At 50.3% G+C, this 21,087-nt stretch carries 22 protein-coding genes; 16 read left to right on the top strand and 6 right to left on the bottom strand.

Translation table 11 applies throughout. The annotated features are described in order from the left end of the window. The first annotated feature begins 80 nt into the window (after window positions 1-80). The 5 genes from EDM58_RS03365 (at window position 81) to cyoD (ending at window position 4,918) form a co-directional block, all read left to right on the top strand. Window positions 81-686, top strand: coding sequence for a VanW family protein (locus EDM58_RS03365; RefSeq protein WP_023556017.1), 606 nt, complete (start codon window positions 81-83; stop codon window positions 684-686). A 288-nt stretch (window positions 687-974) separates the two neighbouring features. Next, window positions 975-1,985, top strand: a complete 1,011-nt coding sequence (cyoA, locus tag EDM58_RS03370; RefSeq protein ID WP_122912086.1) for a ubiquinol oxidase subunit II — start codon at window positions 975-977, stop codon at window positions 1,983-1,985. Between the two features lie 23 nt (window positions 1,986-2,008). Further along, window positions 2,009-3,979 carry a cbb3-type cytochrome c oxidase subunit I gene (locus tag EDM58_RS03375; protein WP_122912087.1) on the top strand — a complete coding sequence of 657 codons (1,971 nt, stop codon included), beginning with the start codon at window positions 2,009-2,011 and terminating at the stop codon, window positions 3,977-3,979. Further along, window positions 3,979-4,599, top strand: coding sequence for a cytochrome o ubiquinol oxidase subunit III (cyoC, locus tag EDM58_RS03380; protein WP_023556014.1), 621 nt, complete (start codon window positions 3,979-3,981; stop codon window positions 4,597-4,599). Before EDM58_RS03375 ends, cyoC begins: the two co-directional genes overlap by 1 nt. A gap of 1 nt (window position 4,600) precedes the next feature. Beyond that, entirely contained in the window at window positions 4,601-4,918 is a 318-nt protein-coding gene (gene cyoD / locus EDM58_RS03385; protein ID WP_122912088.1) for a cytochrome o ubiquinol oxidase subunit IV, read from the top strand. Between the two features lie 40 nt (window positions 4,919-4,958). On the opposite strand, the gene EDM58_RS03390 is transcribed toward cyoD, so the two are convergent. Further along, window positions 4,959-5,282 carry a hypothetical protein gene (locus tag EDM58_RS03390; protein WP_122912089.1) on the bottom strand — a complete coding sequence of 108 codons (324 nt, stop codon included), beginning with the start codon at window positions 5,280-5,282 and terminating at the stop codon, window positions 4,959-4,961. A 174-nt stretch (window positions 5,283-5,456) separates the two neighbouring features. Here EDM58_RS03390 and EDM58_RS03395 point away from each other — a divergent pair, with 174 nt between their 5' ends. The 4 genes from EDM58_RS03395 to EDM58_RS03410 all read left to right on the top strand — a co-directional run bounded on the left by EDM58_RS03395 (window position 5,457) and on the right by EDM58_RS03410 (window position 8,668). Then, entirely contained in the window at window positions 5,457-6,026 is a 570-nt protein-coding gene (locus EDM58_RS03395) for an FAD-dependent oxidoreductase (RefSeq protein ID WP_122912090.1), read from the top strand. Between the two features lie 48 nt (window positions 6,027-6,074). Beyond that, on the top strand, window positions 6,075-7,637 hold the full coding sequence (locus EDM58_RS03400; protein ID WP_425455597.1) for an MDR family MFS transporter: 1,563 nt from the start codon (window positions 6,075-6,077) through the stop codon (window positions 7,635-7,637). Window positions 7,638-7,763: 126 nt separating this feature from the next. Next, window positions 7,764-8,054 (top strand): DUF3817 domain-containing protein, encoded by a 291-nt coding sequence (locus EDM58_RS03405; RefSeq protein WP_122912092.1) that lies wholly within the window; start codon window positions 7,764-7,766, stop codon window positions 8,052-8,054. Between the two features lie 95 nt (window positions 8,055-8,149). Next, the gene (locus EDM58_RS03410; protein ID WP_122912093.1) at window positions 8,150-8,668 is read left to right on the top strand and encodes a DUF2179 domain-containing protein; all 519 of its coding nucleotides are present in this window, start codon (window positions 8,150-8,152) and stop codon (window positions 8,666-8,668) included. 55 nt (window positions 8,669-8,723) lie between these two features. Here EDM58_RS03410 and EDM58_RS03415 read toward each other — a convergent pair whose 3' ends face one another. From EDM58_RS03415 to EDM58_RS03430, 4 genes are read right to left on the bottom strand one after another with little or no spacing between them, the layout of a single operon-like run. Then, window positions 8,724-9,545, bottom strand: coding sequence for an ABC transporter ATP-binding protein (locus EDM58_RS03415; protein ID WP_122912094.1), 822 nt, complete (start codon window positions 9,543-9,545; stop codon window positions 8,724-8,726). Beyond that, a complete protein-coding gene (locus EDM58_RS03420) occupies window positions 9,538-10,356 on the bottom strand; it encodes an ABC transporter permease (RefSeq protein ID WP_122912095.1) in 819 nt (272 codons plus the stop codon). Before EDM58_RS03420 ends, EDM58_RS03415 begins: the two co-directional genes overlap by 8 nt. Window positions 10,357-10,375: 19 nt before the next feature. Beyond that, window positions 10,376-10,936: a nitrous oxide reductase accessory protein NosL gene (locus tag EDM58_RS03425; protein ID WP_122912096.1), complete on the bottom strand. Its 561-nt coding sequence runs from the start codon at window positions 10,934-10,936 to the stop codon at window positions 10,376-10,378. Next, window positions 10,933-12,288 (bottom strand): right-handed parallel beta-helix repeat-containing protein, encoded by a 1,356-nt coding sequence (locus EDM58_RS03430; RefSeq protein WP_246000517.1) that lies wholly within the window; start codon window positions 12,286-12,288, stop codon window positions 10,933-10,935. The genes EDM58_RS03425 and EDM58_RS03430 overlap by 4 nt, the downstream gene beginning before the upstream one ends. A gap of 206 nt (window positions 12,289-12,494) precedes the next feature. Between EDM58_RS03430 and EDM58_RS03435 the strand changes: the two genes are divergently transcribed. Further along, window positions 12,495-12,794, top strand: a complete 300-nt coding sequence (locus EDM58_RS03435; RefSeq protein WP_246000534.1) for a hypothetical protein — start codon at window positions 12,495-12,497, stop codon at window positions 12,792-12,794. 115 nt (window positions 12,795-12,909) lie between these two features. Here EDM58_RS03435 and lhgO read toward each other — a convergent pair whose 3' ends face one another. Next, complete coding sequence (gene lhgO / locus EDM58_RS03440) at window positions 12,910-14,106, bottom strand: L-2-hydroxyglutarate oxidase (RefSeq protein WP_122912097.1); 1,197 nt, start codon at window positions 14,104-14,106, stop codon at window positions 12,910-12,912. Window positions 14,107-14,395: 289 nt separating this feature from the next. On the opposite strand from lhgO, the gene EDM58_RS03445 reads away from it, so the two are divergent. The 6 genes from EDM58_RS03445 (at window position 14,396) to EDM58_RS03470 (ending at window position 20,948) form a co-directional block, all read left to right on the top strand. After that, window positions 14,396-15,118 carry an MBL fold metallo-hydrolase gene (locus EDM58_RS03445; protein WP_122912098.1) on the top strand — a complete coding sequence of 241 codons (723 nt, stop codon included), beginning with the start codon at window positions 14,396-14,398 and terminating at the stop codon, window positions 15,116-15,118. Between the two features lie 23 nt (window positions 15,119-15,141). Further along, window positions 15,142-16,011: a DUF6282 family protein gene (locus EDM58_RS03450; protein WP_148039301.1), complete on the top strand. Its 870-nt coding sequence runs from the start codon at window positions 15,142-15,144 to the stop codon at window positions 16,009-16,011. A 26-nt stretch (window positions 16,012-16,037) separates the two neighbouring features. After that, a complete protein-coding gene (locus tag EDM58_RS03455; RefSeq protein WP_122912100.1) occupies window positions 16,038-17,297 on the top strand; it encodes an MFS transporter in 1,260 nt (419 codons plus the stop codon). A 195-nt stretch (window positions 17,298-17,492) separates the two neighbouring features. Further along, entirely contained in the window at window positions 17,493-18,182 is a 690-nt protein-coding gene (locus EDM58_RS03460) for a FadR/GntR family transcriptional regulator (RefSeq protein ID WP_122912101.1), read from the top strand. Window positions 18,183-18,213: 31 nt separating this feature from the next. Beyond that, window positions 18,214-19,617, top strand: a complete 1,404-nt coding sequence (locus EDM58_RS03465; protein WP_122912189.1) for an FAD-binding oxidoreductase — start codon at window positions 18,214-18,216, stop codon at window positions 19,615-19,617. Next, window positions 19,614-20,948 carry a (Fe-S)-binding protein gene (locus EDM58_RS03470; protein WP_122912102.1) on the top strand — a complete coding sequence of 445 codons (1,335 nt, stop codon included), beginning with the start codon at window positions 19,614-19,616 and terminating at the stop codon, window positions 20,946-20,948. Before EDM58_RS03465 ends, EDM58_RS03470 begins: the two co-directional genes overlap by 4 nt. Window positions 20,949-21,087: the final 139 nt, after the last annotated feature.

Raw genomic sequence — 21,087 nt, forward strand, 5'->3', positions numbered from 1 at the left:
CGCTTGTTACAGTGGTTATGGGATGATGCTGGATCCATGCACGGATACAATCCCAAATCATTGAATTCGAGGGAGAAACCATGTTGAATCGATCTCGTTACTGGATATTGACTTCATTGGCAGGACTCATGCTGACTGTGATCAACGCTCCGCTTGCAAGTGCTGCTCAACCAAATGCAGCTGTACAAAGCTTTGATCGGCAGGAGCTGATCGAGAAGCTGGACGTCAAGGAAAAAGACGTCATCGGGCTCTATTACACCTCCATGGAGGGAAGCTCTGAGAATCGCATTCACAACATCAAGAAAGCGGTAAAAAAGATAAATGGCGAAAAGGTAAAACCGGGTGAATTTTTTTCCTTCAATCAGGAGGTAGGCAACTCCAATCTGGCTGAAGATGGTTGGAAGAAAGCGAATGTCATCGCGGACGGCCAGCTTACGGACGGCTACGGCGGAGGAATCTGCCAGGTGTCTTCCACGCTGTTCAACGCCGTTCAGGAAGCGCAGCTGCCGATCCAGGAGCGTCACAGTCACAGCAAGACAGTCGGCTACGTCCCTGTAGGACAGGATGCGACGATTGCGTATGGCTTGCTTGATTTCCGGTTTTCCAACCCGTACGATCATTCGCTAAAAATCAAGGCCAAGACTTATGACGATTCTGATGTCGTGATTGCTATTCTGAAAAAATGAAGCTAGGAAAGACGTGCTGAGCGCGTCTTTTTTTATGTCTGCTATATCCCTCGCTGGAACAATTTCTCCAACGCAGGGGATTCGTAACAATAATATGATCAACTCGTGAATTCGACGTGAACACTTTGTAACAGAAAAGATACGAAAATATGAACGTCCCCAAAAACCAGTACCAATTCTTTTGCGTTCTGATAACATGATAGTGCGCAGATGAGATGTGTTCACATTTACTAAAATTGAGCTTCCAATTAGGTAGGTCTGTTTTGTCAACGAGGAGGGATTGGGAGAATGAGTGGAGGAAAATGGCCGAGACGACTTCAGTTGGCTGTCTTGGCGGCGCTGGCGAGTATCATGCTGGCCGGTTGCGGCAGCGATTATGTAGTCTTGAACCCCAAGGGGCCGGTAGCACAGACGCAATATGATCTCATTATGATTTCCATTATATTGTGCTCGATTATCATTATCCCGGTTATTGCGCTCACCGCGTTTATCGTCTATCGATATCGGGATACACCGAACAACAAAGCGACGTACAAGCCAAATTGGGCGCACAGCACCAAGCTGGAGGTAATCTGGTGGTCGATTCCGATCGTGATTATCGCGATTCTGGGTTACTTCACCGTGCGCGATACTTATGCATTAAAAGAAAATCCGAATAAAGAAGTACAACCGATGGTCATTCAAGTAACCTCTCTGGATTGGAAATGGTTGTTCACTTACCCTGAACAAAACATTGCAACGGTCAACTATTTGCAGATCCCTGCAGGCGTGCCTGTCCAGTTCCAAATCTCTGCTGAGGCACCGATGAACTCCTTCTGGGTACCGGAGCTTGGCGGACAAATCTACGCCATGGCGGGTATGACGACGGAGTTGTATCTGCAGGCTGACCATCCGGGCGAGTTCCAGGGCAGAGGAGCGAACTTCACGGGTGAAGGCTTTGCTCACATGCAATTCAATGTGAAAGCTACTTCGCAGGACGAGTTTGACCAGTGGGTGAAAGAGGTAAAAGGAACCACACCTGCGATGAGCAAGGAAGATTATGAACAGTTGAGAAAGCCGGGTCTGTCGGAAGTGCTGACGTACTCGTCGTTCCCGGAAGGCTTGTTTGAAGAGATCGTATCCAAATACAGTCACGGCCATCCGATGGAGACAGGCGGCAGCATGCATGACTCGATGCATATGGACGGAGACAAAAAAGAGTCTGCACCTGGCTCAGAAGCCGGGGAGAAAAAAGATGAATCCGCACACTCCACTCATCACATGCCCAACACGGCAATGACACCTGTGATGAGTCACTAACGGAAAGGGAGGAGGAATACCTGATGTGGGAGAGCTTAAAAGAGTTTGCATCTTGGTTCTTTGTTACGGGCGATCCGCTGATCTACGGTGCCATGGTCTCCATTGCTTTGACCATGGTGGCGATCGTCTTCGTTTTGACCAAATATAAAAAATGGGGCTGGCTGTGGCGCGAATGGCTGACGACAGTCGACCACAAGCGAATCGGGATCATGTACCTGATCGCATCCCTGCTGATGCTGTTCCGCGGAGGCGTGGACGCCTTGCTGATGCGTGTGCAGCTGGCATTCCCGAATCTGGAGTTCTTGCACTCCGATCACTACAACGCGATCTTTACGACACATGGTACGATCATGATCTTGTTCATGGCGATGCCAATGATGTTCGGTTTGTTCAATATGGTTGTTCCGCTCCAGCTCGGGGCGCGAGATGTAGCGTATCCGTTCCTGAACGCCGTCAGCTTCTGGCTGTTCATGTTTGGTGCGATGCTGTTCAACCTGTCGTTTGTCATCGGGGGTTCTCCTGATGCTGGTTGGTTGTCGTATCCACCGCTTTCGCAAAATGATTTCAGCCCTGGTCCAGGCCAAAACTTCTGGATTTGGGGAATTCAGATTTCCGGTATCGGTAGCTTGGCGACCGGGATCAACTTCATCGTCACCATTTTGAAAATGCGTGCACCTGGCATGAAGCTGATGAAAATGCCGATGTTTAGCTGGTCTGTATTTTCCAGCTGTGTCATGATCATTCTCGCTTTCCCAATCTTGACGGTAACAATCGCTTTGCTTTATCTCGACCGTTTTGCCGGCGCCCACTTCTTCACGATGGATGGCGGCGGTAACCCGATGATGTACCTCAACCTGATCTGGATGTGGGGTCACCCGGAAGTGTATATCGTAGTCGTGCCTGCCTTCGGTATCTTCTCTGAAGTGGTAGCGACATTTGCGAAGAAAAAACTGTTCGGTTATACATCCATGGTCGCAGCCGTTATGGGGATTGCTATTCTGTCCTTCTTTACCTGGGCTCACCACTTCTTCACAATGGGTACGAGTGCGAACGTTATTGCGTTCTTTGCGATCACGACGATGCTGATCGCGATACCGACCGGTGTGAAGATCTTTAACTGGCTGTTTACGATGTATCGAGGCAAGATCTCCTTCAAGCAGCCGATGATGTGGACGATTGCCTTTATCCCTTGCTTCGTCGTAGGGGGGGCTACAGGTGTTATGTTGTCGGTAGCACCTGCTGACTATCAATATCACAACAGTTACTTCCTGATCGCCCACTTCCACCAAGTCTTGATCGGTGGCGTCGTGTTCGGGTATCTTGCAGGGATATACTATTGGTGGCCAAAACTGTTCGGCTTCAAGCTGGATGAAAAACTGGGAGCATGGGGCTTCTGGCTCTGGAACATCGGTTTCTACGTCTGCTTTATGCCGCAGTACGCGCTGGGCTTCATGGGTATGACCCGTCGCTACTACACATACGGCTGGGATCTCGGCTGGGAGCCGCTGAACCTGGTCTCGACCGTAGGTGCGTTCCTGATGGGGGCAGGCTTTGTCTTCCAGGTATGGCAAATCACGTACAGCATCAAGCACGGCGAACGCGACACCACAGGGGACCCATGGAATGGCCGCACGCTCGAATGGTCGATTCCGTCGCCTGCACCGTTCTATAACTTCGCTGTCGTACCACAGGTAAAAGAGCTGGACGACTTCTGGAGAGTGAAAGAGGAGAAGGCGAACGGCACGTACAAGGAAGAGCCTGTACACCTGGAGCCGATTCACATGCCGAAAAACTCCGGTCTTCCGTTCATCATGTCTGTCTGCTGGTTTATCGCAGGCTTCGGGTTCGTCTGGGAATGGACCTGGATGGCTGTCATCGGTATGGTCGGTGTGGCTTTGGTCATGTGGGCCCGTTCGTTCCAATACGATACCGATTACTATGTACCAGTGGATGAAGTGCGTCGTACGGAAGCCTCACTGGGGAGGGTATATTAATGCAACAAGTGGCGAACAACCATGAGCATGGACATGCGCACGACCACGAGCATGGCCATGAAGATCATGAGCAGCTAAAGGTACTTGGTTTTTGGATCTTCCTGGTGACAGACTGTATCTTGTTCGGCTCCCTTTTTGCGACTTATGCAGTTTTGATGCACAGTTATGCAGGGGGACCTACCGGGAAGGAATTGTTTGAGCTCCCGGGTGTCATCGCCTCCACCTTCATCCTGTTGACCAGCAGCTTTACCAGCGGTCTTGCGATTTTGGCGATGAACAAGGGAAAAGTGAAAGAGCTGATCGGATGGCTCGTAGTAACGGCTCTGCTCGGTCTCTCCTTTATCGGACTGGAGATCAGCGAGTTTACCCATCTGGTGCATGAAGGTGCGACGATGTCCACCAGTGCGTTCTGGTCCGCATTCTTCACGCTGGTCGGAACACATGGTGTGCACGTGTCGGTCGGTCTGTTCTGGATGGTCGCGATCATGATGCAGCTTCGTCGCCGCGGACTTACTCCGGTGACACGCCGCAAAGTAACGACACTCAGCCTGTACTGGCACTTCCTGGACGTCGTATGGATCTTCCTCTTTACGGTCGTCTACCTGATGGGGGTGATGTAGGATGGCGAACCACACAAACCATAACAGCCATGCAGAGAGTCATGGTTCACTGAAATCCTATGTGATCGGCTTTATTCTCTCGATCGTGCTGACGATCATCCCGCTCGTGCTGGTGATGAATCCGCTGTTCAGCAAAGCAGGGACCATCATCGCCATCATGATTATGGCAGTCCTGCAGTTTGTGATTCAGCTGTTCTTCTTCATGCATATCCGCGAAGGAGAAAAACCGCGCTGGAACGTGCAGACACTGGTTCTCGGTCTGGTGATTGTATTGACGATCGTTGCCGGTTCGATCTGGATTATGGCGTTCAACGTATAAGAGATGAAAATGAAAGAGGCATGACCCGGGTAGGATGGGGTCATGCCTTTTGATTTTTAGCAGTGTGCTTCAAGAAGAACATCCACCATACCAGAAGATACAAGTAGCTGATCATCGTCAGAATCGGCCATAGGAATCCTTGTTGTAACTGGACTACAAAATGTTCAAATTCATTCATACCTTCTAATCTTCCAATGCTATTGATTATACTAATAATTGGAACTGTCACAGAAAGAACGATGGCGATGATGGACAGACCTCTTAATGTATGTTGGACGAAACAATAAAAAGCAGTTCCGATGGTTGCTAACAAAAAAAGATAGTACATGATCCAAAACCAATTTGGGAGGGTTTCCCAATACATTTGTTCACCTCCTTGCTAGTTCGCATTTTACATGAAATGGTTAAAACTTACAAATCATATCATTGGCTTTGCAAGGATACACTCACATAAAATTGAAGAACTGCAAGCTAGGACTTTCCCTTTAACTATACTAAGTATATAATTATGTTGTTAAAGATGAAGGGAGCGATTTCCATGTATGATATTGTCATTATCGGAGCAGGACCTGCAGGAGGAAGCGCAGCGCTGTTCGCTGCCAAAGCGGGAAAGAAGACACTTCTCATCGACAACGACAAAGGAATGACCAAACGAGCTTGGTTGGAAAACCATTACGGGATCATGGAAATCACGGGCCCGGATCTGATTGAGATCGGGAAAAAGCAAGCGGTTAAATTCGGTGCTGAGCTGCTCGACGCGCAAGTTACCAACGTAACCAAAACAGATCAGGGCTTGAGCGTGGAAACAGAAGGACACGGCAGCTTTGAAGCCAAGCATGTCATTCTGGCAACAGGCGCGGTTGTCGAACTGGCCACCAAGATTGGCGTAAACATCAAGGATGGTACAGAACCAAGAATCAAGAATGTTGTTGACGTTGACGCGCAAGGAAAAACCAATGTGGCGGGCATCTGGGCTGCAGGTACCTGCGCAGGAGTAAGCGTCCATACCATCATTACAGCAGGTGATGGGGCGAAGGTAGCGATCAACGTCATCAGCGAACTGAATGGCGAGCGCTACGTCGATCACGATGTATTGAAAACTACGTAACTGTAGCTTAGAGGGCAGACCAATGACACCTCCCTAAATCAGCAGTAGATGATTTGGCGGAGGTGTCGTGCCTATTGTTGGGGAGGAAATGACGTGAGTGTCAAAGAAAGCAGAGTCAATTTCGTCGTAGCGGGACTTTTACTGGGCCTGCTGATGGCATCGATGGACAATACCATCGTCGCGACGGCGATGGGAACCATTGTGGGGGAAATGGGCGGTATGGACAAATTCGTCTGGGTAACCTCCGCCTATATGGTCACCACAATGGCAGGCATGCCGATCTTTGGAAAGCTGTCGGACATGTACGGACGCAAGCGATTTTACATATTCGGACTCGTCGTATTTCTGCTTGGCTCAATCCTTTGCGGTACTGCGAACAGCATTGTGCAGTTGAGCATCTACCGCGCGATTCAGGGAATTGGCGGCGGGGCGCTGATGCCGATTGCCTTTACGATTATTTTTGATTTGTTCCCTCCGGAGAAACGTGGGAAGATGACGGGATTGTTCGGGGCGGTCTTTGGCACATCAAGCGTCTTCGGACCGCTTTTGGGCGCATACATTACCGAATACATCAGTTGGCAGTGGATCTTTTACATCAATGTGCCGATCGGGATTTTGTCGCTGTGGTTTATCGTGTTCAACTACCGGGAATCTCTGCAGCACCGGAAGCAAAGCATCGACTGGTGGGGGGCGATCACGCTGGTTGGAGCGGTTGTCAGCCTGATGTTTGCGCTGGAGCTGGGCGGAAACCAATACGCCTGGGGATCCGTGCAAATCCTGAGTCTGCTGATTGCCTTCGCTGTGCTGTTTATTGTGTTTTTGCTGGTGGAGCGAAAGGCGGCAGAGCCGATCATTTCGTTCGCCATGTTCCGCAAAAGGCTGTTTGCCGCCTCCAATGCGGTGGCTCTCATGTATGGCGCATCTTTTATCATCGCGACAGTCTACCTGCCGATTTTTATCCAGGGCGTATTCGGCGGCTCTGCGACGAATAGCGGCCTGATTCTCATGCCGATGATGCTGGGCTCCGTCTTTGGCAGCCAGATCGGCGGATTGTTGACGACACGTACGAGCTTTCGCAATATCATGCTGCTCTCTGCTGTCTTTTTCATCCCGGGCGTCTATCTGCTGGGGACGATTTCGACGGAGGTTCCGCGTTGGCTTTTGACGACGTATATGATCATTACCGGGTTCGGAGTCGGGTTTTCCTTCTCGGTCCTGGGAATGTCCGTTATTCATGGGTTTGACATGCGGCAGCGCGGTTCCGCCAGCTCGACTGGCTCTTTCTTCCGTTCGCTGGGCATGACGCTGGGGATTACGGTATTCGGCATTCTGCAGCGCAATTTGTTTGAGGGCGGCATGACCTCATCATTTGCAGGGCAAAAGAGCATGGCAGGGTTGGTCAGCGATCCGCGTGCCATCCTGTCACCGGAATTGCGGGCCTCTATACCGGAGCCTGTTCTGGAGCAGATCACGACGATCCTTGCGAACTCTATCGCCCAGACATTCCAGTGGGCCTTGGTTCCTGCAGGCCTCGCGCTATTGTTTATCTGTTTGATGGGCAAGGAACGAGTGCAGATCAAGCGTCCCGATCCTGAAGGCACCAAGGCGTAATGAAGATCGCTTTCTCGTAGAGCAGTGGAATATGAACGTATTATGAACATTGAGGGTTTTTCCTTCTTTTGATAGTTTTTCATCTTATAATATTGGAAAATGGACTTGCAAGGAGGAGCCCCTCTCATGTTGAAAACTGCTCTCGGGCGATTTCGCGCCGTTGGCTTGCTTGAGGGAATCTCGTATCTGGTGTTGCTCGGGATTGCCATGCCGCTTAAATATTACTTTGATGTGCCGGAAGCTGTGAAAATCGCCGGTTCACTCCACGGCTTGCTTTTTGTCCTGTATGTCCTGGCTTTGGCTCAGGTGCATTTCAAGAACAAGTGGTCTTTTCTTTTTTCGATAGGAGCATTTATTGCTTCGTTGATTCCTTTCGGCAATTTCGTGCTTGAGGCGAAGTTGCGCAAGATGGCATAGTGTAAAAATCAGGCAACGAGACGGGGATTTCACCCGTCTTTTTCTATGGTATGGTTGGGTGGGGGAGCCAAGTCGGATCAGAAGGAGAATGGACAGTGGGAATGGAGTTCGTGCTGATCATCATCGGCATCAACATTTTGTATGTATCGTTTTTTACGCTGCGGATGCTGATGGTGATCAAAGGCTACCGCGTCATGGCATCCTTGTTGGCAATGGTGGAAGTATTCGTCTATTTGAAAGGGCTGGGTATGGTCCTGAACAATCTGGACAATCCGATCAATCTGGCGGCGTACTGCATCGGTTGGGGGATGGGCGTCTTCATCGGCAGCAAGATCGAGGAAAAACTGGCGCTGGGGTATGTGACGGTGCAGGTGGTGGTCGATTCGCTGGAGATGGATCTGACAGCAAAGCTGCGTGAGCATGGGTATGGTGTGACCTCCTGGGTAGCGGAGGGAAGGGATGGCCCGCGTCTCATGATGCAGGTGTTGGCGAAGAGAAGCAATGAGCAGAAGCTGTGGAAGCTGATCGCAAGCCTCTCCCCAAAGGCTTTTATCGTATCGTTCGAGCCAAAGCATCTCAAAGGCGGATTCTGGGTAAATCGCCTGCGCGGGTAAAAATACTGCAGCCGCTCCAATCCCTTAAGCGGGGAGGAGCGGCTGCTTTTTTGGATTAATCATCGGAGCGTCCCTTGATCTTGACGGCCACCTTCCCCGGCTTATCCGAGAGCGGGGAAGACGAGGGGCTGCCTGGATCCGGTGTCGCAACGGGCCGGGTAGGACGTGAAGACAGCTCCGAGAATGCGCCATGCAATCCCAAAGCTCCATAACGTGTGCGAAATTCCTCGATGGTGCCGGACTCGACAATCTGTCCGTTCATCAGGAAGATGGCCCGATCTGCGGCTGCATCGGCTACCTGCAGCTGGTGCGTGGTAAAAATGACGGACTGCCCGGCAGCCTTCAAGCCTTTGACCAGATCGACGAAGGCGTCCATCCAGTACGGGTCGAGTCCATTGGTCGGTTCGTCCAGGACGACGAGGGACGGATGGGCGATGATGGCTTGGGCGAACAACAGGCGTTGCTGCATTCCTTTGGAAAACTGCGTCACTCTTTTGTCTCTCGCATCATACAATCCGACCGCATGCAAGGCATCGTCCACCTTTGCTTTCGGCACACCCCGCAAGGACGCATAGAAGGAAAGAGTCTCACGCGCCGTCAATCCGGCGGCAAACTGGAAGTGGTCCGGCATGTAGCCGATTTGCTCCAGGTATTCGACGCGCTGTTCCTTCCAATTTAGCCCATTCAGCTCGATGCTGCCTGCACTCGGCTGCAAAATCCCCACGATCATCCGCAGAATTGTGCTTTTTCCCGCTCCGTTTCCTCCACACAGAGCCACCACTTCCCCAGGTTCGATGGACAGGTCGAAGGGATGGACGATCTGTTTCTTGTCGATCTTTTTTTCTGCTCGCGTCATGCGCAATCCCATCTTACTCATGCCTTCTCCCCCTTTCCCACACAAAGGCAGCCAGCAAGAGCATCAGGCTGATCCAGATAAAGCACAAGGTGATGAAACCAACGACACCGAATGGGGAGTCAAACCAATTGACCCACTTGTAGTATTCCGGGCCGAAAATCGAGCCCCCGCCAAGCGAAATCACGGAGAAGAGACGCACCAGCTCGGCGGGATTCAGAATCGTGGCGACCTGGAGGACGGGCTTGATCCACGTGTAGGGGACGAAGCTGAGTGCCGAGATCAGCAGCGTGGGCCATGCGAGAATCAGGAAAAACCAGACACTGACGCCCCAGGTGAGAGCTTGCCAGCGATTTTTGCTCAACGCTCCGATCAGCATGGCGATCCCGAGAAACATCAGGATGAGGCAGATGGAAAAGCTCAAGAGAAAAAGGAGCGTAGAAAAGGAAAACCCTGCTCCGAGCAAAGCGCCGATGACGCCGGAGAGCCCGTACCCAAAACAGACGATAGCGATCAGCACCAGGGCTTGACCGAAGTACTTCCCAAGTAAAAAGGATGACGTCGTCAACGCGTAGGTGGAAAGCAATTGCCAGCTGCCTTCCTCCTTTTCTGCTGTCAGGGAAAAGGAAGAGAGCAGGATCGTCATCAGCGGCAGGAGGTAGAGGACCAAAGTCAGCATGGTTCCAGTCGTGTAGGTATACCCTTCCAGATACGAGCGGGATTGGATCACCATCAAGGCGAGAGTAAAGAGGGTAAACAGGGCCAAAAAAGAGTAGGACCAGGGATTGCGAAAGCCCATTTTCAACTCCCGTCTGGCGATGTGATACATGTGCACGTTTGCCCACTTCCTTAAGTTAGTGTTTTGTATGCTGGCTGTCCGTGCCGCCGTGCGTGGAAGAACTAGATCCGCCATCGTGACTGCCTTGGCTGTCGTGGCCGGCTTGATCGTGGCTCATGCTGCGCTCCCAACTGTGCTTGGCCAGATCGTCATATTTCATCAGGGTGCCTGTTCCTCGATCCTGGATAAACTTCTCAGCGGCAGGGGCTTCCTTGAAGGAGTAGATCCCGTAGCCCATAGGCGTCGTCAGAGTGGAATCATAGACGAAGGCTCCTTGCTCAGCATTGAACCATTCTTCTGTATTGTAGTCGCGCACAAATTGGACGTTGATGTTCTCGACACCGTTTTGGGTGACCCATTCGTTCATGCAGCCGATATCGTCGAATTTGAGCGTGCGTCCATCTTTTAACAAAATTTGTGTCGCATTGTAGTCATCCGGAACATGCATGTGGCAGACTTCGCATTTGTCTACGCCCTCCTGGATGGCGACGGCTTGCGGTTCTTCTTTTCCGCAGCCGACCAACAAGAGTCCCATGCCAACTACAACAGAGAGAATGGCCATTTTCAACGTTTTCATTTTCGATTCACTCCTACATAGATAAAAGTTAAGCTGATGAGCAGAAGCAGGGCTCCGAGAAGACCGGTTTGTGTCCGCGAAGATTCGAGTGGATCACCCTGATCAACAGTGGAAATCGGCGTCATCAAGGGGCTTGCATCCCGGACCTGGACGCTTCCCGTAGCAAACAGACTTTCCAAAAAAACAAAACCCGGCGATTGAAAAAATAGCTGGTAGGGAGGGACAGCGTCTGTCAAGGCGAGAAAGAACGGGTTCATTTCATAGGAAAGATCGCTTCTCTCGTCACCGTCGACATCAAGCCCCTGCAAATTGTCCCAGTAGTTGCCGTCAAAGGAATCTGCATCGCTGTCTTGCGCTTGGGCTTGAATCACGTTGGAGACAAATTGGTTAAAGATAAGCTGGTTGTCTGCCGAGTCCTTGACCTGCATGCCGATGAAGTTGAGCAATAATTCATTGTTGGTGATTTCATTGCCGCTGGAATTCTCTACATACAGTCCGACCCGATTCCCTTCGATGCGATTGCCTTCGAGCAGCGAGTCGCTTACCGAATAGAGCAGGATGCCTTGCGAGTTGGGATTGTCTTTTTGCTTGAGAAAGCGATTGTTGCGTACCGTAGCACTGGCGGTATCCATCAGCATCGCACCTGTGACATTGCCATTTCCTGTATTTTCCAAAACCTGGGTTTTGGAGGTGCCCATGAGATGGATGCCGTAGCGGGATTTTTCTACCTGATTTTGTTCGAGCAGGTTCTCGTGGCTGTTCTCCAGATACAAGCCGTCAAACGCGTTGATGATCTGGTTGCCTACGAGGCGATTTTGATGCGATTGGCGCAGGTCGATGCCATTCCCTTTTTTCGCTTGGACTTTCGAATCTTGCTGTGTTTGGGTGAGCAGCATATGGGCGCTGTGGTCGTGCCCGATGTCAGCCGCGGATTCATTGGGATCGAGGACATGCCCTGTCACGCGAATCTGGCGCAGTTCATTGAAGCTTGCGTCGCGAAGCTGAATGCCTGTCCCCATCGTATCGATCTCCACCTGCTCCACCAGGTTCTGGTTGCCGCGAATGACCAAGGTGGCAAGAGTCTGATTGATCCGCTTGTCCTGCAGCTTCAGCCCGCGCAAGGTCACCTGGTTGCTGTCGATGGTCAGGACGGGATCATCTGTTGCTGTAAGAAGGATGACTTCGCCTGATGCTTGCAGTGTGAGGGGCTTCGTCACGTGAAAGGGGCCTTCGTATTCTCCCGCTGGTATGGTGATGACATCTCCCGGGGCTGCCTGGTCAATCTTTGCCTGCAATGATTCCGTTGCAGCCAGCAATGACTTTGTCGGCAAGAACGTCCACTGGCAAAGCAAGACAAGGCCCACCAAAAGCATCGCACGCGGAATGCATGGGCTTCTCCATCGTCTTTTCAGGGTTCTCCCCCCTTCCGTTACGCGATGAGAATCAATGTGATACGATAATCATAACAGTGATGGCTTTTTTTAAAATGACTCATCCGGGCTATGAAAAGTGGCAAAAAACGGAACTTCGTGTTGGCAGAGGAGGTGTGAATACCGTGATGGATAAAGCCTTGAGGACGATGCTCGACAATTGGGAGAAGATGAAGCGCAGCGAAGAAGATGAGGCCGAGGAGGATGCCAACCAGTTCGAGGCTTCCTTCTATGCATTGATGCAAGAGGTGCGCAACTGGGTTGATGGATTGGAGCAGCCGCCGAAGACGCTGGAGGAAGCCATGCAGTTGGAAAAGATCGAGGAGCTGGTCGAGCAGCTGCCGGTTGAGATCATGCTGAATTTTGAGACGGAGCTGGAGTTGATCGTAGACGGCGAGGTGCGGGAAGAGGATGAGAGGTATGATTGATCCTATATAGCCTTCTCGTTTCTATACGTGCAAGATTAACCATTAGGTACAAGAAAGAAGCTGGTGATAAATGATTCGTTCATCGCCAGCTTCTTTCCTATTTTTAGGGACTATCCTACAACTTGGCTGGCTCCGGTATGCGCTCGCCAATGCTCCGTCCGATCGCGATCGATGCCGTAGCAGCCGGGGAAGGAGCATTCAGAATATGAGTGGATCGTTTGTCATTGACGATGAAGAAATCATCCACCATTTTTCCATCCCGGGTAAGAGCTTGCGCCCGCACGCCATTTTCCGATACGACCAGATCGTCTGCGGTGATTTCCGGGATCAAGCGCTGGAGACTTTGCACAAACACTTTCTTGCTTAACGAACGAACGATTTCCTTCAACCCCTCTCCGAGGTTTTGGGAAGCGACCTTCCACAAGCCTGGATAGGTGACCGCCTCGGCGAAGTCTTTCAGATGGAAATCAGTCTTGCGATAGCCTTCCCGCTTGAAGCTCAATACCGCATTGGGACCAGCGTGAACATGTCCATCCATCATGCGCGTGAAGTGAACGCCGAGAAATGGAAAGTTGGGATTGGGTACAGGGTAAATCAAATGCTTCACCAGATGGTGCTTCTCAGGCTTTAATTCGTAATACTCTCCGCGGAAAGGAACGATTTTCATATTCGTTTTCAGTCCCTGGAGGGAAGCGATACGGTCGGAGTGCAAACCTGCGCAGTTGATCAAGTATTTGGTGCGGATCGTGTTGTTGTTGCACACGATTTCGAGGCCGGCACTTCCTTCCATAATCTTTTCAACCTTCGTGCGCAAGAGAATCGTGCCGCCCTTCTCCTGGATGATTTTGGCCATCGCTTCTGCGACACGCTTGTATTGCACGATTCCCGCATCCATCACCTGGATCGCTTGAAGGCCATACGCATGCGGTTCGATTTCTGCGAGCTGGCTTGAATCGATCAAGGAAATATTCAGTTGATGCTCCAGGCCGCGCTTATACAAATTTTCCAGCAGGGGCAATTCCTGCTTTTCAGTAGCGACAATGACTTTTCCGCACATTTCGTACGGGATCTCATTCTCGTTGCAAAAGGCGCGCAGTAAGTCGCCGCCTTCTTTTGACAGCTTTGCCTTCAGACTTCCCGGCTTATAGTAGATACCGGAATGAATCACCCCGCTATTATGACCTGTTTGGTGAAATGCGAGGGTGTTTTCTTTTTCGATGACGGCGATTTTTGCTTGCGGATATTTTTGAATGAGGGCATAACCGGTAGAAAGACCCACAATGCCACCACCAATAATGACATAGTCGTACATAGGATCACCTTTCTAATTTGGACATAACTTGTATTACAATTATAATTCACATGTAATACAAATCAATCAAAATTATTGAATAATTTCTTGTTTAAAAATATAGACAAATGAAAATTAATACGATATTGTTGATATCACCTAAAAAAAACATACGATTTTGTTCGAAGGAAAGAGAGTGATGAGGAAAAAACGTTTTACTTGTAGTACAACTTGTTTATACAAGTTGATAAGGTTGTAAGATAACCTTGTGGATTTTTCTCGTTTTTTCAAACAAAAGGTGGGTTTGAGCATGGAGATTACCCTCTTGTTTCAAGGCTTTCCAGGAAGAGCGAGCCGTGGTTTTCTTGGTTGGAGCAGCTGCGTACTGATTCGCCAGGTGGGCAAACCACCCATTCTATTTGATACGGTAGGCTTTAACGAGCGTTATACCCTCTTATCGAGGCTGGAAGAATGCGGGGTAAAGCCAGAGGAGATTGGCACGGTGCTGATCAGCCATTTTCATTTTGATCATGCGGTCAATTATCCATTGTTTCCGAACGCTACTTTTTACCTGCATGAAGCAGAAGTGGCTCATATCGAAGAGAATGGCGATGTGGATCTCGCAGTTCCAGCACAGATGTATCCGGCACTGAGAGATTCCGGGAGACTGGAAATCTTGTCTGGAGTGTCAGGCGTTGTCGAAGGGCTGCCATGGCGACTTACGCCCGGTCATACACCTGGTCTGTACTCACTCCTTCTCGATTATCAGGGGAAGAAGTGGGCGCTTGCTTCTGATGCGGTGAAAAACATTTCGGAATTGACTAGCGGCGATGTGGCGGATACGTGGGACGATGAAAAGAGCAGGGAGAGCATTCGCTTCATCAAGCAATGGGCGGATATTGTCGTTCCCGGGCATGATAGGGTGTTGGAAATCAAAAGAACGGACGAAGAAACGAAGATCATTCCAACCCAGGACAGTGAGATAGAGATAAGCATTCCGTGGGTGGAAGAGAAATTCCGGCTAAAAGTGTAAAAGAGAAAGATGGTGAGATGTTCATGAAAGGTTTACAAGGAGCAATCGACATTCACGTTCACTCCAGTCCAAGTATCTTTCCACGATCTGTCAATGATTTTGAATTGGCGAAACAGGCAAAAGAAGCGGGGATGCGGGCCATTGTCCTAAAGGCACATGAGGAGTCTACGGTTTCACGCGCGCAGCTTGTCAGCAAAGTGGTGGAAGGAATCGAGGTATACGGTTCGCTTGTTCTGAATGAATACGTGGGCGGACTGAATCCATATGCCGTGGATATGGCGATTCAACAAGGGGCGAAATTGATCTGGATGCCGACGGGATCAGCCAAGCATCATCTGGATCATTACGGAGGAAAAAGCGACTACAAAGAGCAGAAATCCACCATCCGTCTGTTGCCGCAAAAAGGCATTACGATTCTCTCCGAAGACGGGAAGCTATTGCCGGTAGTCTATGACATCATTGACTTGATCAAGGGATCAGGAGCTGTGCTGGCTACGGGACATCTATCCCCTCTGGAAACGAAAATTCTCACGCAGACAGCGATTTCGCGAGGCGTGGAGAAAGTGCTGGTCGCACATCCGGATCTCAAAATCAATAAAATGGATCTTTCCCTCCAGATTGAATTGGTCCGCATGGGAGCATATGTGGAAAAATCGATGCTAACCCTGATGCCGCTGTGGAAATCGATCGAACCGGATGAACTGGTAGCAGGCATGCGCCAGATTGGCATTGAGAAATGCATCCTGCAAACCGATTTTGGACAGGCCAATCACCCGTCACCAACGGAAGGGTACGGTCATTTTGTCCAGATCTTGCTGGAGCAGGGAATGGATGAGAAAGAGATTGAACAAATGGCTTGTACCAACCCGGCAGAATTGCTTGGATTAACATAGGAAAACAAGGAGAGGAGCTGTTGCAAATGTCTCAACTTCAAGTATCGAACAAGCCCTGGTATAAAGAAGTGACGAAAACACAGTGGCGCGCATTGATCGCAGCCGGCTCAGGTTGGGCGCTGGATTCGATGGACGTCATGCTGTACTCGATGATTTTGGTTCATGTGATGAGCGATCTGCAAATGGACCAAACAATGGGCGGCTTTTTGGCAACGCTTACTTTGCTTAGCTCAGCCATTGGCGGAATTCTTTTTGGTATGGTAGCGGACCGGTATGGCCGCACGAAATCATTGATGCTCAGTATTTTGATTTATTCCTTGTTTACCTTTCTATGCGGCTTCTCGCAAACGATTACACATCTGGCTATCTTCCGCTTCTTGCTGGGGATTGGTATGGGCGGAGAGTGGGTTGCGGGCGCGGCTTTGATCACCGAGACATGGGATGCGAAACACCGCGGTAAAGCGATGGGACTGGTGCAAAGCGCGTGGGCAGTCGGCTATGCGTTGGCGGCTATTGTCGCAGGCGTGATATCCCCGATTTGGGGCTGGAGAGGTGTGTTTTTCTTCGGAATCGTACCAGCTCTCGTCGCCATCTGGATCAGAAAAGGAACGAAAGAACCCGAGATCTGGGAGAAAATGAAAGCGGACGAATCGAAACAGAAAACGAAGAGCAAACCAAAACTTGCTGAGCTGTTTTCCGGCAAAGTTCTTCGTTGGACCATTCTTGGAGCTCTGTTGAGCGTTTGTGCCCAGTTTGGTTACTGGGGCTTGTTTACCTGGATTCCTTCTTTTTTAGGCACGCCGATTGAGCAAGGCGGAGCAGGGCTGGATATCATGAAATCCACGACCTGGATTGTCATCATGCAGACGGGAGCCTGGTTTGGATACGTGTTATTCGGCTTTATGGCGGACAAGTTTGGAAGAAGGAAAGCCTTTATCCTGTTCTTCGTCATGGCGGCTATCCTTGTGCCGATTTATGGCATGACGAGTGATGCGACTCGCCTGCTGATTCTGGGTCCATTCGTCGCCTTCTTCGGTTCCGGATACTTCAGCGGATTTGGAGCTGTTCTGGCCGAGTTGTTCCCGACAGAGATCCGCGCCACTGGACAAGGCTTCTGCTATAACTTTGGACGCGGGGTTGCGGCAACTGCGCCTACAGTCATTGGATTTATGGCCACAAGCATCGGTTTGGGAGCGGCATTTGGTTTCCTCGCGATTGCCTTTGGGCTGGCTGCCCTTCTCGTTCTCCTGTTCTTGCCGGAAACCTTGGGCAAGCAGCTAAGCTAAGACAGGGCAGGGCAAATCCTTTCAATTGCATATTATAAATAAAAGTTCATTATGGATGATCGCCATCATGAGCTTTTATTTATATCAACCCGCGTGATATTTGTAATACAATATTCAATTTTTAGCGGAAAAATTGACTTTTTTCTCAAAAACCCTTAATATTTGTATTACAAATACAAAGATCGGAGAATGGTCATGTCGAAAGAAAAGCTGTCGCAGATGATTTCGCGAGAATTGTTAAAGATGATTGAGTCGGGCAAATACCCTCCAGGTTCAAAATTGCCGACGGAGATGGAGTTGGCCAATCAATTTGGCGTAAGTAGAATCCCGATCCGGGAAGCCCTCAGTGTCCTTCGGGCAGCGGGTGTGATCAACTCCCGCCAAGGTGGAGGGAGCTTCGTCGAGGAGAATAACGGTCCCAACATCTTTGGCAACATCCACATTGAAAAAGACGATGCAGAAATTATCAGCCATCTTTTTGAGATGAGAAAAATCATGGAGCCTGAGGCTGCTTATCTGGCAGCCCTCAGGAGGACACCTGAACATCTGGAACGCATGCGGGAAGCACTGCGCTGGTTGGAAGAAGAGATGGCGGATGATAGTAAAATCGGAATGGAAGCCGACATGGAATTCCACCGGTCCATGATCCAGGCAACACTCAACCCGATCATGATCCAGGCGATGGAAAGTCTGTCTTCCCTGTACGAAAGAGCTTTGCAAATCACGCTGTTGCCCAACCTGGGATTAAAGCAGAAACGAAAAGCAGTCTACCAAGAGCATCAGAACATCCTGCACGCGATCGAGATGGAAGAACCGGAACTGGCAAAAATTCAATGTATCATTCACCTCAAGAACGCGGAGAAAAAACTGGATCTGTTTTTCTAGACAAACAACATGAGGAGAAAAAATGGAAAAGATGACAGAAGGACATATCAAAGAGATTCGCGATATCGTGAAAACCGGCCAAGTGCTGACAAAGGAAAGTGATCGTTTCAGCTATTCGTTTGACGCTTCATTTGGAACCTACCTTCCCGATGTGGTCATCCAGACCAAGAGCGTGGAGGAGTTGGCTGCTCTGGTCAAGCTTGCGAACCGCGAGAAAATTCCCGTGTATCCCCGAGGGCAGGGAACCAGTCTAAGCGGAGGCCCCCTCCCGGTCAAAGGCGGAATGGTCATCGATCTGTCTGTCATGGACGACCTGCTGGAAGTGGATGAAGAAGATCTGGTTGCCATTGTCTCTCCCGGGGTCCTGACCGCCGATATTCACAAAGCGGCCGAGAAAAAAGGCCTGATGTATCCACCCGACCCCAGCAGCTCGCATGTTTCCACGATCGGAGGAAATCTGGCCGAGAATTCCGGGGGGCCGCGCGGTTTGAAGTACGGAGTGACGAAGGATTATGTGATCGGTTTGGAACTGATCACGCCAGAAGGGGAAATCATTCGCACCGGGGGAAAAACCGTCAAAAACGTCACCGGGTATGACTTGACCAAATTGGTCGTCGGGTCGGAAGGGACGTTGGGGATTATCACCAAAGCTGTACTTCGTCTGATTCCCAAGCCACCTGCTTCCGAGACGGTGATGGCGATTTTCGACAGCCTGGTAGACGCGGGACGAGCGATTTCCTTGATCTTAACTTCTGGAATTCTGCCCTCCAAAATGGAACTGATGGACCAAGCCTCGATGACAGCTGTAGAGAATTACAAGCCGTCTGGATTGCCCACGGATGCAGAAGCCTTGATTTTGATTGAATTGGACGGACATCCGGCGGCGATTCGCGATGAAGCGGAACAGGTGCGTCATGTCTGCCAGAAAATTGGAGCAAGGGAAGTTCGCATCCCGCAAACGAAGGAAGAAAAGGAAGAGGTATGGAAGGCGAGAAAGCTGGTTTCTCCCGCGATCGTGAGGGTGAAGCCGACGAAGATTTCCGAAGATGCTACGGTTCCGCGCAGCAAAATTCCGGAAATGTGCCGCCGACTGCAAGAAATCAAGGAAAAATACCAAATCCACCTCGTCGTTTTTGGTCATGTGGGAGACGGAAATCTTCACCCCAATATTATCGCGGACAAGTCTGACAAAGAAGAGATGGCGCGTGTGGAAAAAGCCGTTGCGGAAATTTTTGAGGCGGCCGTCCAGCTCGGCGGAACGTTGTCGGGTGAGCACGGAATCGGCCTGATGAAGGCTCCGTTTATGGAAATGGAATTAGGTGCGGCTGGTCTCGATATGATGAAGCGTATCAAACAGGCTTGGGACCCGAACAACATTATGAACCCTGGCAAAATTTTTCCTGAACCGGGACAAAAGTTGGTGTTGAGCGAATGAAACCAGATGAACAACAGCTTGCCGCTTTGCGCAGCGAATTGAATTACGACAAGACGAATAAATGTGTGCAGTGCGGGTATTGTCTGCCGGCGTGTCCGACTTACTTGACGATGGGAGTGGAAACACACTCCCCCCGCGGTCGCATCAACCTGGTCAAGATGGCGGGAGAAGGCAAGATCAAGGATTTGTCCGTTCTGGAAGAGCCGTTGGATCTGTGTCTGGGATGCCGGGCTTGCGAAACCGTTTGTCCGACTGGTGTTGAATACGGCGCCATTCTGGAATCCGCCCGTGCTGCCATCACGCGGAGAAAAACGTTCACAGTCCCGCAAAAGGCGATGCGCAATCTTTTGTTCAAAAAGGTATTCCCCAGCCGTAAAGCAATGAATCTGATCGGCAATGCGATGTGGGTCTATGAAAAAAGCGGTGTCCAAAAGCTGGCGAGAAAGAGCGGATTGATGAACAAGCTGCCCGCGCATCTGGGTGAATTCGAAAAAATCACCCCGCCAGCCGTAGCGCCTGCGCAGCGTGCCAGTCTTCCTGCCTTTACGCCGGCTAAAGGAGAGCGCAAATACACGGTCGCGATGTTTGTCGGCTGTGTCATGGACGCCATGTTCCGCCGGATCAACCAGCTGTCTGTACAGCTTCTGGCGGAAGTCGGATGTGATGTGATCGTCGTGGAAAATCAGACATGCTGCGGCGCTCTGCATGCCCACACGGGGGAACTTGACGAGAGCAAGAATTTGGCGAAGAGAAATATCCTTGCTTTTGCGCAAAACGATGTAGATTTCATCGTAAACAACGCGGGCGGATGCGGTGCGATGATGGTTGAATACGATCATCTATTGGCAGACGAACCGGAATGGGCGGAACGTGCGGAGCAATTTGTACGGAAAACGAAGGATATCTCCCAGGTTCTTGTCCTTTGCGGAGGCATACAGGGCGAAAAGAGGCCGGCTGAGAGAGTCACGTATCAGCGCTCTTGCCATATGACAAACGTGCAAAAAGTTACCGAAGAGCCTGTTTCGCTGTTGAAGAACCTGTCTCATGTGGATCTGATCGAGATGAATAATGCCAATATGTGCTGCGGCTCTGCGGGTATTTACAACATCGTGAACTACGATGCTTCGATGGAGATCCTGGATCATAAAATGAAGGATGTCAAAGAGACAGAAACGACGACGATTGTCACTACCAATCCGGGCTGTCTGTTGCAAATGAAGTTGGGAATCGAACGTGAAAATATGGGAGATCGGGTACGAGCCGTTCATCTGATTGAATATCTGGCAGAACGATCTGGCATGATCAACGCTGCGGACCAAAGCCTTTCCTAGATAGGAAGGGCTGTTTTGGTTCGATTTGCTTTCCGAAGAATCGCGCATTGATTCGACTGCCAAAAGTTGGTAGTCGCTCGTGAAGGATGACCGACTTTTTATAGCATTTATTTAGAATATGGTTCATGCTAACCTAAGA

It is taken from the genome of Brevibacillus panacihumi (genome assembly GCF_003710985.1).
Classification (GTDB): Bacteria; Bacillota; Bacilli; order Brevibacillales; family Brevibacillaceae; genus Brevibacillus; species Brevibacillus panacihumi.

What these genes read in the sequence shown, in the direction of transcription:
- EDM58_RS03400 (WP_425455597.1), top strand. Translation starts at nt 6,075, where the DNA reads ATGATTTGGCGGAGGTGTCGTGCCTATTGTTGGGGAGGAAATGACGTG.
- EDM58_RS03470 (WP_122912102.1), top strand. Translation starts at nt 19,614, where the DNA reads ATGAAACCAGATGAACAACAGCTTGCCGCTTTGCGCAGCGAATTGAAT.
- EDM58_RS03435 (WP_246000534.1), top strand. Translation starts at nt 12,495, where the DNA reads ATGGATAAAGCCTTGAGGACGATGCTCGACAATTGGGAGAAGATGAAG.
- cyoA (WP_122912086.1), top strand. Translation starts at nt 975, where the DNA reads ATGAGTGGAGGAAAATGGCCGAGACGACTTCAGTTGGCTGTCTTGGCG.
- EDM58_RS03450 (WP_148039301.1), top strand. Translation starts at nt 15,142, where the DNA reads ATGAAAGGTTTACAAGGAGCAATCGACATTCACGTTCACTCCAGTCCA.
- EDM58_RS03395 (WP_122912090.1), top strand. Translation starts at nt 5,457, where the DNA reads ATGTATGATATTGTCATTATCGGAGCAGGACCTGCAGGAGGAAGCGCA.
- EDM58_RS03425 (WP_122912096.1), bottom strand. Translation starts at nt 10,936, where the DNA reads ATGAAAACGTTGAAAATGGCCATTCTCTCTGTTGTAGTTGGCATGGGA.
- EDM58_RS03415 (WP_122912094.1), bottom strand. Translation starts at nt 9,545, where the DNA reads ATGAGTAAGATGGGATTGCGCATGACGCGAGCAGAAAAAAAGATCGAC.
- EDM58_RS03375 (WP_122912087.1), top strand. Translation starts at nt 2,009, where the DNA reads ATGTGGGAGAGCTTAAAAGAGTTTGCATCTTGGTTCTTTGTTACGGGC.
- EDM58_RS03455 (WP_122912100.1), top strand. Translation starts at nt 16,038, where the DNA reads ATGTCTCAACTTCAAGTATCGAACAAGCCCTGGTATAAAGAAGTGACG.
- EDM58_RS03365 (WP_023556017.1), top strand. Translation starts at nt 81, where the DNA reads ATGTTGAATCGATCTCGTTACTGGATATTGACTTCATTGGCAGGACTC.
- cyoD (WP_122912088.1), top strand. Translation starts at nt 4,601, where the DNA reads ATGGCGAACCACACAAACCATAACAGCCATGCAGAGAGTCATGGTTCA.
- EDM58_RS03460 (WP_122912101.1), top strand. Translation starts at nt 17,493, where the DNA reads ATGTCGAAAGAAAAGCTGTCGCAGATGATTTCGCGAGAATTGTTAAAG.
- cyoC (WP_023556014.1), top strand. Translation starts at nt 3,979, where the DNA reads ATGCAACAAGTGGCGAACAACCATGAGCATGGACATGCGCACGACCAC.
- EDM58_RS03390 (WP_122912089.1), bottom strand. Translation starts at nt 5,282, where the DNA reads ATGTATTGGGAAACCCTCCCAAATTGGTTTTGGATCATGTACTATCTT.
- lhgO (WP_122912097.1), bottom strand. Translation starts at nt 14,106, where the DNA reads ATGTACGACTATGTCATTATTGGTGGTGGCATTGTGGGTCTTTCTACC.
- EDM58_RS03465 (WP_122912189.1), top strand. Translation starts at nt 18,214, where the DNA reads ATGACAGAAGGACATATCAAAGAGATTCGCGATATCGTGAAAACCGGC.
- EDM58_RS03405 (WP_122912092.1), top strand. Translation starts at nt 7,764, where the DNA reads ATGTTGAAAACTGCTCTCGGGCGATTTCGCGCCGTTGGCTTGCTTGAG.
- EDM58_RS03445 (WP_122912098.1), top strand. Translation starts at nt 14,396, where the DNA reads ATGGAGATTACCCTCTTGTTTCAAGGCTTTCCAGGAAGAGCGAGCCGT.